Here is an 11,697-nt window from a genome sequence, read left to right as displayed (position 1 = left end):
ATGCAATTAACACCTTTACATGTAAAAGAAAATACAGGCATACAGTATATGTCTCGTGAACTTCTGTTTCTGGCACACAGCGGACAGCCTTACAGAGGAACTGTTTACATCAACTTTACCAGCAGTGGTGAGACCTTTGATTTACGTGATTTTAAAAAATACCTGACCTCACTCAGAGACAAAAAGTTTACTGCCGAAGATATTGCTTTTGAAATCTATGAGACAATTACACAAAGTATACAGACAAAAAATCTGGGTGTAGTAGTTGATTTGAGCGCACGCGGAGGTTTGCAACAGCGACTCTGTTACGGAGCAGACTTTATACCTGTAAAAAAAGAAAATATCTTTCAGGTATGATAAAAAAGACGCACAGCCCAGACTGCAGTGACTCTTCGGAATCGGCACTTCCGTGCCGACTGTTCCAACTTAGGGAAAAGCTCCTTATTTATTCGCATCCTGTAAAGAATCAGCGATTAAAAATGCCAACTCTAATGACTGATCAGCATTGAGACGCGGGTCACAGTGTGTATGATAACGAGAACTTAAATCCTCTTCTGTTACAGTAAATGAACCGCCGATACACTCCGTAACATTTTTTCCTGTCATCTCCAAATGAACTCCGCCGGCAAATGTACCCTCAGCCTTATGTACCTGAAAGAACTGCTTCATCTCGGTTAATATAGCATCAACAGGACGTGTTTTATAGTTGTTGGATGATTTTATAGTATTTCCGTGCATTGGGTCACATGACCAGACAACGTTGAGTCCCTCTCTCTCAACAGCACGAATCAATGCAGGCATATGCTCGCCGACTTTGTTCGCACCCATTCTCACAATGATATTGAGACGCCCTGCTTCATTTTCAGGATTTACCGCCTGAGCCAACCGTACCAGATCATCCGGGTTCATAGTAGGTCCCGCTTTAATGCCTATAGGGTTTTTAATGCCTTTCATATACTCAACATGCGCACCGTCAAGCTGGCGTGTTCTATCCCCTATCCATACCATGTGTGCTGCAGTATTATACCAGTCACCGGTAAGAGAATCCTGTCTTGTAAAAGCCTCTTCATACGGTAAAAGCAGTGCTTCATGGGAAGTAAAAAAATCTGTTTCACGCAATGTTCTGTATGTTTTAGAAGTTACACCACAGGCTTCCATAAACTTTAATGATTTTTCTATATCCTCTGCCAATGCTTCGTATTTCTCACCCACTTCACTTTTATGGGCAAAATCCAGGTTCCACTTACTGACCTGGTGCAAGTCAGCCAATCCGCCTGATGCAAAAGCACGGAGCAGATTTTGTGTAGCCGTTGCCTGGTTATAGGCTCTTATCATACGTTCCGGATCCGGTGTACGTGACTTTTCGTCAAAGTCTATACCGTTAATAATATCCCCACGGTAAGAGTCAAGAGTAATATCCCCTTTTGTTTCCGTATCTGAGGAACGCGGTTTTGCAAACTGACCGCCGAGACGTCCTACTTTTACAACAGGAAGTCCGCCGGCATAGGTCATAACAACCGCCATTTGCATCAAGGCTTTAAAAGTATCGCGAATATTATCTGCATGAAATTCACTGAAACTCTCGGCACAGTCACCGCCTTGCAGTAAAAAAGCCTTTCCCTGTGACACATTGGCCAACTGTTCTTTCAATGAACGTGCTTCTCCTGCAAATACCAATGGCGGGTAGCTTTTCAACTCTTTTAAAACAGCTTCAAGTTTTGCTTTATCAGGATATGTCGGTTGTTGTAATATCGGTTTTTCTCTCCAGCTAGACGGGCTCCAAGTGCTCATTATCAGACCTTATATATTATTGTTTTTGGAATTTTATCAAAAAATAGCTAAAATTGCTATGAGAAAAGCTTTTTTTATGCTTAAATTAGTATAATTGTGAATATTTTTATTTGGAGATTTATGACAAAAAGTGACTTAAAATCATTAGTAACTCAAATGTATCATGAGCTGCTTGAAAATATTGACACACAACAAGAGCCTAACAAGGAACAGGTTATCACCTATTTGCAGGATGCTGTGATGACTATTCAAAATATAAATGACGGGGATATAGACTCAGTAGAACATGCAAAGCTGGCATTCACCAACACTTATAAAGAAATTGCAAATAAAACACTTTTATCATATCAACATACAAACAACAAATTTGCCAAACTGACTCAAATTCATGAAGAGACTATTCACAGCTATGAAAATCAGCTCATAGATATGCCTTCAATAAAAGAAAAGTTTGATGAGATTCAAAATCACATGGCAAAAGAGGTACAACGCGCAAATCAGGTTATATCAGAGTTAAGCACACAGGTAAAAAAACTTGAAGAGAGCTCAAACCTGGATTCTTTGACAAAAATATTCAACAGACGGGCACTTGATACATACCTTCAAAAACTCTGTGCAAAAAAAGAATTAGAGTATGAACTGCACATACTTCTTCTGGATATAGATGATTTCAAACATATCAATGATAAATACGGACATATTGCAGGTGATAAAATACTGATTTTTGTTGCCAGACTTTTAAGAAAAACATTGCGTGACGGTGATAAAGTTTTTCGTTACGGTGGCGAAGAGTTCTTGATTATACTCAACAGAATAGATGCACAAACCTGCCAAAAAATTGCAAGAAGAATTTTAACGCTTATCAGTTCAAATCAACTCTTTTATCAGGGAAAATCTTTGAAAGTAACCATGAGTCTGGGTGCGACAATGTACTATCCTGGCGATACGGCGGAAACACTTATAGAAAGAGCTGACAAGGCACTGTACAAATCCAAGCAAAACGGAAAAAATCAAATGCATATGGAAGTGAAAAATGGAATTTAACTATTTTGACATTATTGTAGGAGTTGTCATTCTACTCCTGGGTTTAAAAGGAATACTGAACGGGTTTTTTAAAGAAATTTTCGGACTCATTGGTATCATAGGCGGTATATTCGTAGCATCCAGATTTGGTGATGATGTCGGACTGTATCTGAGTAATACGATATTTAAATTTTCAAACGAATCGGCTATAAGTTTTACAGGTTTTCTGGTAACACTGGCACTTTTTTGGCTGGTAATGGTTCTTATAGGGTTTGCATTTAAAAAGTTAAGCGCAGTAAGCGGTCTTGGTCCGATAGACAAAATTTTGGGATTTATCGTAGGTTCAAGCAAGTTTTTTCTTATAGCAGCAGTTATTGCTTATGCGGTTTATAATGTCAAGGCAATAAGAACGACACTTGATTCTGCACTCAAAACAAGTATACTCTTTCCTGTTTTAGTCGAAACAGGAAAATATATTATGAAAATAGACCCTACGGATATTTCAAATGATATCAATACAACAATCTCACAGGGCAGTGCTGATATGCAACAAAAAATTGAAGACAACATCTCAGCAGCAGCCTTGCAGCAAATTGACACTATCAAAAATCAAATAAAAGAGAAATAATTATGATACATGTAACGACAAACTTCAACAATAAAACCATGGAATATGAAGAACTGCTGAATGATTTCAAAAAATTATTAAAAAAGAATAATCTCAAATTTACGATTCAGCGTGAAGTGATATTGGAAACTCTGTACAATTCGGATGAACATCTGACTCCTGAAGATTTACATCATCTCCTGCAAAACAAATACCCGGAACTAAAAACAGGTATAGCAACTGTTTACAGAACACTTTCGCTTCTTGAAGACTCCCAGGTTGTTACCTCACTTTCATTTGGAGCACAGGGAAAAAAATACGAACTTGGTGTAAAAATACATCACGACCACCTCATCTGTACAGAATGTGGAAAAATCACAGAATTTTTGGATGATGAGATAGAAAAGCGCCAACATATAATCACAAAAAAATTCGGTTTTAAAATGACTGACCACTCTATGCAGATATATGGCGTTTGTAAAGAGTGCCAAGAAAAAGAAAACAACTAAGAAAGAAGGAAAACTATTGATTTTTGAAAATAAATACATACAGCAAAGAATAGAAAAAGCAAATGCATTAAAAGATGCAGGGTACAATCCTTATGCAAATGATTCACAAAGAAATACAACTATCGAAAAATATTTGAATGTCAACTCTGATGTGGCCGAGATGGAAAACAAACGTGACGAAAAGCGTCACTACATTGTAAGCGGGCGTATAAAGTTTCTTCGTATTATGGGAAAAGCAAGTTTTGTAAAGATTGAAGATGAAAGCGGTATGCTACAGGTTTATATTACACGCGACAATCTTCCCGAGGGTTTCTACAACACTATGTTTAAAAAAAACATAGAAGTCGGAGATATCATTGAAGTCGGCGGTTTTCCTTTTGTAACAGGACAGGGAGAACTCTCTTTGCATGTAGACAGTTTCAAGCTGCTGACAAAAGCCATCTCACCGCTTCCTGAAAAATTTCACGGTATTACTGACAAAGAGATTCGTTACAGAAAACGCTATCTTGATCTGATTATGAATGCGGAAGTCAGAAAAACTTTTCAAATCCGTTCCCGCGTTATCTCTTTGACACGCCGTTTCTTTGAGGACAAAGGTTTTTTGGAAGTGGAAACACCTATGATGCATCCTATTGCCGGCGGGGCCAATGCCAAACCTTTTGTTACACATCATAATGCACTCGGTGTTGACAGATACCTCAGAATTGCACCGGAACTTTACCTTAAAAGGCTCATTGTCGGCGGTTTTGAAGCCGTTTTTGAAATCAACCGTAACTTTAGAAATGAGGGGATGGATGCAACACATAACCCTGAATTCACCTCTATAGAGTTTTACTGGGCATACAAAACATACAAAGATTTAATCGAAATCACAAAAGAGTACTTCCAGTACCTTTTTGAACATTTAAATCTGCCGACACTTTTGCCTTACGGTGATTTGGAAGTCAATTTTGCAAACTTCCAGGAGATTCCTCTTATAGAGTCTTTAACAACGATTGGCGGAGTTCCTGCAGATGTTACAAAAGACAAAGAAAAAATCATTGCCTATTTGAATGAAAAAGGTATTACGGTTAAACCCGGAATGAATTTGGGGCAGCTTCAGGGTGAACTTTTTGATGAATTTGTTGAGAAAAAACTGATAGACCCTACTTTTATTACAGAGTATCCTGTTGAAATTTCTCCGCTTGCTCGCAGAAGTGATGCACATCCTGAAATTACAGAGAGGTTTGAACTCTTTATAGCAGGCCGTGAAATTGCCAATGCTTTCAGTGAGTTAAATGACCCAATAGACCAACTTACACGTTTTGAAGGACAGATGGCTGCAAAAGAGAGCGGAGATGATGAAGCCCATGAAATGGACAGTGATTTTGTTGAAGCACTCAGCTATGGCATGGCACCAACAGCGGGACAGGGAATAGGAATAGACAGACTTGTAATGTTGCTGACAAATGAGCACAGCATAAGAGATGTTTTACTGTTCCCTGCTATGAAGCCTGTACAGGAAGAAAACACAAAAGAAGAGGAAGAGTAAAAATACTCTTTCCTCCCTCTTCTGCTGATTACAGCTTTTCTGGAGTCAGCCCTGCACTTTCTAAAAAATGACGCAGTTCTACCACTATCTCTTTTGAAATATTTGTATCTTGATGAGGAAGAGGCATAACATACTCTTTGTCATTTAAAAATATTTTTACATGATGATTTTTTGTCATCTCTGTTTTTGCACCATAATGTTCTAACGCATGTATTAGTTTTTTATAATCAATATTAGATGAAAGCGGATGCTCAAATACTTTTTCTATTTTTGCTTTGTGTTTACTCATGGGTAAATCCTTTTCTTTTTTATTTATAGTGCTATTATAACATGCAGACAGAGAAACTTTTGCTACTTAGTTTGCATTTTTTTTCAAAATCAGGAATGCAGTGCCGGAACTCACCGTTTTTCTCACAAGTCATGCTTTAGCATAGAAAATCCGGGTTCCAAAATATTCCTGAATCGGTACTTTAGTGCCGACTGTTGTTACATCCTTGTCACTCTCAGCCCACCCTAAAGGATGGGTTCCAGAAAAATAATATGCTTTTTCCCAACCTAATGCATCAAGACTGAAGTCCGAGGGTTTCGAAATATTCCGGAATCGTTACTCTGCTTTTACTCCTTCTTTGCTACTCTGTTCTTTTTTTAAAGATAAGCAGTGTTTTGTCTTGTGTATCATAAAGAGAAAAAGTCTGTTTTTCTACAAGTTTGAGTTTTGAAAGTTTTTGAAATATCTGTATTTTATGAAAGTACTGCACAATTGTATCTTGCTGTTTTGTGTAACTTCCATCTTCTTTTTTTTCAAAAAGTGTAAATTTTGTATGCAGTTCATTGTTTTGAAATATGGCATCGACATTTAAAAATTCTTCTTCATTTTCACTGCTCATCGTTCCTTCTGCCACATCACTGAAACCATAAAGCGTATTGATATCAGCGATAAAAACACCCTCATCACTGAGTTTGTCCGCAACCGATTCCAAAAAAGAAAGAAGACTCTCTCTGTCCATAAAATTTAAAACATCAAAAATACTTACAATGGCATCAAATTTGCCATCAACCTCTTTTATATCAATGCACTCGGCGTCAAATCCCTGCTCTTTACACTCAGCAACCATTACAGCACTCAAATCAATGCCTTTACATGTAACACCGTCGCTACTCATTCGCTGCATAAATCCGCCACGACCGCATCCGACATCCAGCAGTGTTTTTACACTATAGTCATCCAGTTCCGAGCGGTATAAATCATAAAGTGCCTCTGTAGCCTCTTCTATACCTAAAAGATGTTCTGCCTTGGCATAAAGATCAAGATTAGTCATTTTCTGCTTTTATAACTTCATTAATTTTTTCGTAAATATCCAAAACTTCATCTTTTTTGGCAATATAACTGTTCTTGTTTGCTATTAGATAGGTCGAACTTGTCATAATGTCCTGCACAACTTCCAAACCGTTTTGTTTCATAGTCGTTCCCGTTTCAACAATATCTACTATCATATCTGCAAGACCGATTAACGGGGCAAGTTCTATAGAACCGTAAAGCTTTATAATTTCTACACTCACAGCCCGTTCTTCAAAGTAACGCTTTGTAATGTTGACCATTTTGGAGGCTACTTTAAGCTCAGGTTTTGTCAAATCAAACTTTTCACCCTTTCTCATGCCTATCGCCACTTTACAAATACCACGACGCAAATCGAGCAAACGGACAACATCAAGGCCCTGTTCTTCCAGGGTATCAAGCCCGACAACCCCAATATCAGCTGCCTGATGGTATACATAGGTTGCCACATCTTGATTACGCACAAGTAAAAAACGAAATTTCGACGTCTCAAGAATTAGTTTTCTGTCATCAAATTTAAAACTGTCACCAAAAATAGTTTCAAAAATTTCCAAAGTTTCTTTGGCTATACGACCTTTTGGCAGTGCAACTGTTAGCATAGTCTATCCTCATTCTGTAATATAATCTTTTTCATAGAGTTGAAAATCAGTTTTTCATCGACTTTTGCATCTCTAAATATCTTTTTAAATTCCAAGGCATCGCCACCTGTCAAGATGACCGGCAGGTTATGGGACATTACTTCACTATAGAGTGTTTTTAAATATCCGTAACTTATGGCATCTTGTGAATTTTTTGGCATTATATCCAAGTCACACTCAAAGTTAAATGAATATGCCAGCGCAGGAGAAATATTCTCATAGGTTTTTTGCATTGCTTTAATTCCCGGGTAAATAAAACCGCCCATGAATTGTCCGTTTTTTACAACATCAACAGTCACAGCACTCCCCGCATCAATAATAATACCGTCGGAAACAGACTCTACGGCAAAAATTCTGTCAATTCCCATAGTCTGATAATATTTTTTTTTATCAATATATTCAGATAAATCTATCCAGTTTGACAAAGACCGCAAGTTTACATGCAGAGCCTTGTTCACACAAATATAATAGACTTTTTCTTTTATACAGGAGGGGTCAAAACTCTTTACATGTTCTTTATAGTCTCTGTTTTCATCATAAAAATGATAGGAAGTGTTGCCTATATCACACAAAAGCATTATTGGATTTTCCATCCTGCTTCTTTAAAAGCTTTTTGGGCTTTTGAGCATAAGGGTGCATCTATAAACAAAATCTTATGTTTAAAATTGTGTTCACAGTAGAGTGTCAACTTTGCATAAATCTCTTCAAATTTATGAACATCTTTCATCAATATTCTGCTCTTTTGGCTCACAGCAAAAATTGCCCAAAAATATCCGCGTATATCTGTTGCCTTATAAATTTTTATCTTATTTCTTATACCCAAATCTTTTGGAGAAATCTCCTGCATCTTTTTAAATATTTTACCCTTGTGTCTCAAAGAGTCTACAATCATTTGCATAGAAATACTATACTCCTTTGTTTTTTGCAATTATAAATGCTTCACATTCATCTACGGGTAACGGCTTGGAGAAAAAATACCCTTGAATGTCATAACATCCCTCTTGTACTAAAAAGTCCAGTTGTTCTTTAGTTTCAACACCTTCAGCTATTATTTGCAAGCCTAAATTTTTTGCCAAAGATATAATTGTTTTGACAATTGCAACATCATCTTTGTTTTTTGGAACATCTGTAATAAAACTACGGTCTATCTTGATTTTGTTTACCGGCAGTTTTTTCAGATAGGACAATGATGAATATCCTGTGCCAAAATCATCTATAGAAACGGAAATACCCAAGTTTTGTATTTTATTTAAAATATCTATAGATTTTTGAGGATCTTTCATAATCTGACCTTCAAGAATTTCAAGTTCCAAAAGAGCTGTATCAAATTGCAAACGCTCAACAGTATAAGCAAGCTCTTCAATATAATTACCGCTTTCTATCTTTTTAGTAGACACATTTACAGAAACCTTTCCAAATTCAAGACCCTTTTGCTGCCATTTCAGTATCTGTTTTATTGAATGCGTCAGCATGTATTTGTCAATTTCGAGAATTAAGCCTGTTTCTTCACAAAACGGGATAAAATCATTCGGATTAATCAAACCTTTTTGCGGGTGTATCCAACGAATCAATGCTTCTAATCCTACAATTTTTCCGTTTCTTGCATCTATTTTCGGTTGAAAGTAACTTACAAATTCTCTGTTTTTCAAGGCTTTGCGTATATCTGCATCGAGTTGAATTTTCTGCAGTGCCATCTCTGTCATTTTTTTCTCATAAAACTGATAAGTGTTCTTACCGCTGTCTTTTGCTTTATACATGGCAGTTTCAGCATTGCGTAAAAGCTGGCTCGCTTTTTTGGCATCTTGAGGATACAGGGCTACACCAATACTGAATGTAGTATATATTTCTATATTTTTTATATTAAACGGTTTTTTCATCTGAATCAAGATAGATTCAATCAGATTTATTGTACTGAAATGAGTTGTATTTCTGTGCAATATGGCAAACTCATCTCCGCCAAGCCGTGCCAGAGTATCATCATTTTTTATACACTTTTGCAGCCTTTTGGTAATTTCTAACAGCAATTCATCGCCTACTTCATGTCCGTAGGTGTCATTGACATCTTTAAAGCTGTCTAAGTCTAAGAAAAATATACTCAACTGTTCGCCGGTTGCTTTGTAGTGTTTTATAGCCTCTTCAATTCTGTCTAAAAGCAACACTTTGTTTGGCAGTTCTGTCAAATGGTCATGATGCGCAATAAATCGCAAAACATTTGACTGCAGTTCCAGCTCTTTGGTTTTTTCCTCTACACTTTGTTCGAGTATCTCATTTTGTTCTTCTATAAAGCGTTTGTAATTTACATTATAAGCATAATACAAGAGCACAATGATCAATAAAAAAATGAGCAGTGTTACTTCCAAAATACTGTTTTTAGCCTGTTCAATATCTGAAAGATCAATCAGTCTCAAATCTTTTGCAATGATAAAATAGCCCATGGATTTTGCATTCAAATCCGGCAACCGGAAGGTTGTAATCAAAAGAGAATGCTCTTTGTCTACTCTATATTCAGGAATATCAAGGTATTTTGTAATTGACGAATTTTTGACTATTTCAAGCAGCCTGTTGCTCTTAAAGGGATTGACTATATAATAATTTTCAACAAAAGTATTTGAATAGGCTTCACTCAACTGCTTTTTATAACTTTTGTCAACAACTATCAGCAGATCATTGCCACTGCGTTTCATTTTTTCACTTATGGAGTCAAATTTTGCGATGGTCTCAACAATACCTATGAACTTGCCTCTTTCATAGATCGGCACCATTGCTTTAAAAGTCATATCAAATTTTCCGGTACTGACGGTGGAGATAACTTTAGGGTCATGAATAGCCTGCTTTACATCCTGTCGCACAAGAGAGAGATCATCTCCTCTTTTGTCACTCCAGCTTCTGTAAATGCTTCTCCCGTCGGATGCGATAAACTGTATCCAGATATTTTTTAAAGAGGAGTAGCGTTGCAGAGTTGTAATTAAATTATCAAGATAAAGACTGCTGTGATTTTTCTGTTCTAACGCATTTTTTATATTCTGATTTGCAGAAAGTGCCAAAGTCACCAGCAAAATCGCCTCAGATTTTTCTTTAATCAGACTCTGCAGTTCATTTTTCATATCTTTACTGACTTCAAAATACTTTTCATTTTTTAAAGTCTCTACTTTATTGGTCACATAAAGATAGCTTCCTGTCAAAAAAACTGTAATTAACAATACAGCTATGACAATGATTCTTAAAAACTGCGTCATAAAAAATTATTTACTCAAACCTAATTCTGCAAATAAAACTTCAAAATATTCACTGATATTCAGAAGCTCTTCCATAAGCGTTCCAAATGCTTTATCCTCTTCTATCCACTCTTCAATTCTTTTGACACTGTCACTTTTTTGACTCTCATCCAGCTTGTCACTGTTGACAACTGCATCTTTGATTTTTTCTAAATGTTCTTTGTGTTTATGTGCGCTCATTTCTTTTTCCTTTGTGATTAATAATTTTCATATTTTCCGGCTTTTACATCTTCTCTAAGCTGTTGAATCTTTTTTTCCATAATATTTAAAATAATATCCGCCGCCTCTGTATCATCCGCTTCGGGAACATCCCAGTCTGTTATTTTCATATTCATTTTAAACAGTAATTCCAACTCTTTTTCTATTTCAGCCTTTCTTTCCGCCAATTCCTGTATAACTGCATCTGACATTTTCAATCCTTACTTTTTCTTTTAGTATACATCAAATTTTATTTAATATCTATATACTTTGGAATGAAACTTTTGATTTTTTTGTAAATCCTTTCAAAATCTGTTGAGTAGACTCTTGTATGAGCAACAGCAGTGATAAAGTTCGTATCTCGCTCCCATCTTGGAACAAGATGCATATGAATATGCTCGGCTATTCCTGCACCCGCCGCCTTGCCCAAATTCATACCGATATTTACGCCGTTGGCACCTAACCCCTCTTTGAGCAGTTTGACACTCTGCTGTGCAAGTTTGGACATATTCAGCCAAACTTCACTCGGCAGCTCTTCAAGTTTGTCCGTATGCATATGGGGGATAATCATAAAATGCCCCGGAGTATAAGGATATTTGTTCATCACCATAAAACAGTGTTCATTTCTGTAGAGTACATGTAAAGACGCATCCTCTTGCGGGTGTGTACTGATATGGCAAAAAACACACCCTTTTATTTTTTCCTGTGTAACATATTCATCCCTCCAGGGAGCATATAAAATATCTTCCATTCATTCTCCTTCAAAAATTATAAATCGCTATGGCAACA

Annotated in this window: 15 protein-coding genes; 5 read left to right on the top strand and 10 right to left on the bottom strand. The window is 36.7% G+C overall.

Annotation, left to right across the window (positions count from 1 at the left end):
* Window positions 1-357 (top strand): hypothetical protein, encoded by a 357-nt coding sequence (locus MLC52_RS04515; protein ID WP_346388595.1) that lies wholly within the window; start codon window positions 1-3, stop codon window positions 355-357.
* An 84-nt stretch (window positions 358-441) separates the two neighbouring features.
* Here the strand turns inward: MLC52_RS04515 and MLC52_RS04510 are convergent, their stop codons facing one another.
* Window positions 442-1,791, bottom strand: coding sequence for a class II 3-deoxy-7-phosphoheptulonate synthase (locus MLC52_RS04510; protein ID WP_151900628.1), 1,350 nt, complete (start codon window positions 1,789-1,791; stop codon window positions 442-444).
* Window positions 1,792-1,911: 120 nt separating this feature from the next.
* Here MLC52_RS04510 and MLC52_RS04505 point away from each other — a divergent pair, with 120 nt between their 5' ends.
* Genes MLC52_RS04505 through lysS form a run of 4 tightly spaced genes read left to right on the top strand, consistent with a single transcriptional unit; the run spans window position 1,912 to window position 5,461 of the window.
* The gene (locus tag MLC52_RS04505) at window positions 1,912-2,835 is read left to right on the top strand and encodes a GGDEF domain-containing protein (RefSeq protein ID WP_151900629.1); all 924 of its coding nucleotides are present in this window, start codon (window positions 1,912-1,914) and stop codon (window positions 2,833-2,835) included.
* Window positions 2,825-3,442: a CvpA family protein gene (locus MLC52_RS04500; RefSeq protein WP_151900630.1), complete on the top strand. Its 618-nt coding sequence runs from the start codon at window positions 2,825-2,827 to the stop codon at window positions 3,440-3,442. The genes MLC52_RS04505 and MLC52_RS04500 overlap by 11 nt, the downstream gene beginning before the upstream one ends.
* 2 nt (window positions 3,443-3,444) lie before the next feature.
* Window positions 3,445-3,930 carry a Fur family transcriptional regulator gene (locus MLC52_RS04495; RefSeq protein ID WP_151900631.1) on the top strand — a complete coding sequence of 162 codons (486 nt, stop codon included), beginning with the start codon at window positions 3,445-3,447 and terminating at the stop codon, window positions 3,928-3,930.
* A 16-nt stretch (window positions 3,931-3,946) separates the two neighbouring features.
* On the top strand, window positions 3,947-5,461 hold the full coding sequence (gene lysS, locus MLC52_RS04490; protein WP_346388593.1) for a lysine--tRNA ligase: 1,515 nt from the start codon (window positions 3,947-3,949) through the stop codon (window positions 5,459-5,461).
* A gap of 28 nt (window positions 5,462-5,489) precedes the next feature.
* On the opposite strand, the gene MLC52_RS04485 is transcribed toward lysS, so the two are convergent.
* The 9 genes from MLC52_RS04485 to MLC52_RS04445 all read right to left on the bottom strand — a co-directional run bounded on the left by MLC52_RS04485 (window position 5,490) and on the right by MLC52_RS04445 (window position 11,659).
* The gene (locus MLC52_RS04485; protein ID WP_346388592.1) at window positions 5,490-5,750 is read right to left on the bottom strand and encodes a hypothetical protein; all 261 of its coding nucleotides are present in this window, start codon (window positions 5,748-5,750) and stop codon (window positions 5,490-5,492) included.
* 340 nt (window positions 5,751-6,090) lie between these two features.
* On the bottom strand, window positions 6,091-6,780 hold the full coding sequence (locus MLC52_RS04480; RefSeq protein ID WP_151900635.1) for an SAM-dependent methyltransferase: 690 nt from the start codon (window positions 6,778-6,780) through the stop codon (window positions 6,091-6,093).
* Entirely contained in the window at window positions 6,773-7,396 is a 624-nt protein-coding gene (hisG, locus tag MLC52_RS04475; RefSeq protein ID WP_418641256.1) for an ATP phosphoribosyltransferase, read from the bottom strand. The genes MLC52_RS04480 and hisG overlap by 8 nt, the downstream gene beginning before the upstream one ends.
* Window positions 7,390-8,028: a type III pantothenate kinase gene (locus MLC52_RS04470; RefSeq protein ID WP_418641255.1), complete on the bottom strand. Its 639-nt coding sequence runs from the start codon at window positions 8,026-8,028 to the stop codon at window positions 7,390-7,392. Before MLC52_RS04470 ends, hisG begins: the two co-directional genes overlap by 7 nt.
* Complete coding sequence (locus tag MLC52_RS04465; protein ID WP_151900637.1) at window positions 8,013-8,333, bottom strand: hypothetical protein; 321 nt, start codon at window positions 8,331-8,333, stop codon at window positions 8,013-8,015. The genes MLC52_RS04470 and MLC52_RS04465 overlap by 16 nt, the downstream gene beginning before the upstream one ends.
* Before the next feature lie 7 nt (window positions 8,334-8,340).
* Window positions 8,341-10,671: an EAL domain-containing protein gene (locus tag MLC52_RS04460; protein WP_434581431.1), complete on the bottom strand. Its 2,331-nt coding sequence runs from the start codon at window positions 10,669-10,671 to the stop codon at window positions 8,341-8,343.
* Window positions 10,672-10,677: 6 nt separating this feature from the next.
* Entirely contained in the window at window positions 10,678-10,890 is a 213-nt protein-coding gene (locus MLC52_RS04455; RefSeq protein ID WP_151900639.1) for a hypothetical protein, read from the bottom strand.
* Window positions 10,891-10,907: 17 nt separating this feature from the next.
* Complete coding sequence (locus MLC52_RS04450; RefSeq protein ID WP_151900640.1) at window positions 10,908-11,120, bottom strand: hypothetical protein; 213 nt, start codon at window positions 11,118-11,120, stop codon at window positions 10,908-10,910.
* A 38-nt stretch (window positions 11,121-11,158) separates the two neighbouring features.
* Window positions 11,159-11,659, bottom strand: a complete 501-nt coding sequence (locus MLC52_RS04445) for an HIT family protein (RefSeq protein WP_151900641.1) — start codon at window positions 11,657-11,659, stop codon at window positions 11,159-11,161.
* Between the last annotated feature and the right edge of the window lie 38 nt (window positions 11,660-11,697).

The sequence above is a fragment of the Sulfurimonas sp. NW15 genome (genome assembly GCF_051132285.1).
Classification (GTDB): domain Bacteria; phylum Campylobacterota; class Campylobacteria; order Campylobacterales; family Sulfurimonadaceae; genus Sulfurimonas; species Sulfurimonas hydrogeniphila.
Note: the sequence above shows the minus strand (reverse complement) of the source record. Positions and strands in the feature narration are given on the sequence as shown.

Excerpts from the sequence above, each read along its gene's own strand:
- MLC52_RS04505 (WP_151900629.1), top strand. The coding sequence starts at position 1,912 with ATGACAAAAAGTGACTTAAAATCATTAGTAACTCAAATGTATCATGAG.
- MLC52_RS04500 (WP_151900630.1), top strand. The coding sequence starts at position 2,825 with ATGGAATTTAACTATTTTGACATTATTGTAGGAGTTGTCATTCTACTC.
- hisG (WP_418641256.1), bottom strand. The coding sequence starts at position 7,396 with ATGCTAACAGTTGCACTGCCAAAAGGTCGTATAGCCAAAGAAACTTTG.
- MLC52_RS04450 (WP_151900640.1), bottom strand. The coding sequence starts at position 11,120 with ATGTCAGATGCAGTTATACAGGAATTGGCGGAAAGAAAGGCTGAAATA.
- MLC52_RS04480 (WP_151900635.1), bottom strand. The coding sequence starts at position 6,780 with ATGACTAATCTTGATCTTTATGCCAAGGCAGAACATCTTTTAGGTATA.
- MLC52_RS04445 (WP_151900641.1), bottom strand. The coding sequence starts at position 11,659 with ATGGAAGATATTTTATATGCTCCCTGGAGGGATGAATATGTTACACAG.
- MLC52_RS04455 (WP_151900639.1), bottom strand. The coding sequence starts at position 10,890 with ATGAGCGCACATAAACACAAAGAACATTTAGAAAAAATCAAAGATGCA.
- MLC52_RS04485 (WP_346388592.1), bottom strand. The coding sequence starts at position 5,750 with ATGAGTAAACACAAAGCAAAAATAGAAAAAGTATTTGAGCATCCGCTT.
- MLC52_RS04460 (WP_434581431.1), bottom strand. The coding sequence starts at position 10,671 with ATGACGCAGTTTTTAAGAATCATTGTCATAGCTGTATTGTTAATTACA.
- MLC52_RS04470 (WP_418641255.1), bottom strand. The coding sequence starts at position 8,028 with ATGGAAAATCCAATAATGCTTTTGTGTGATATAGGCAACACTTCCTAT.
- MLC52_RS04465 (WP_151900637.1), bottom strand. The coding sequence starts at position 8,333 with ATGCAAATGATTGTAGACTCTTTGAGACACAAGGGTAAAATATTTAAA.
- MLC52_RS04510 (WP_151900628.1), bottom strand. The coding sequence starts at position 1,791 with ATGAGCACTTGGAGCCCGTCTAGCTGGAGAGAAAAACCGATATTACAA.
- MLC52_RS04515 (WP_346388595.1), top strand. The coding sequence starts at position 1 with ATGCAATTAACACCTTTACATGTAAAAGAAAATACAGGCATACAGTAT.
- MLC52_RS04495 (WP_151900631.1), top strand. The coding sequence starts at position 3,445 with ATGATACATGTAACGACAAACTTCAACAATAAAACCATGGAATATGAA.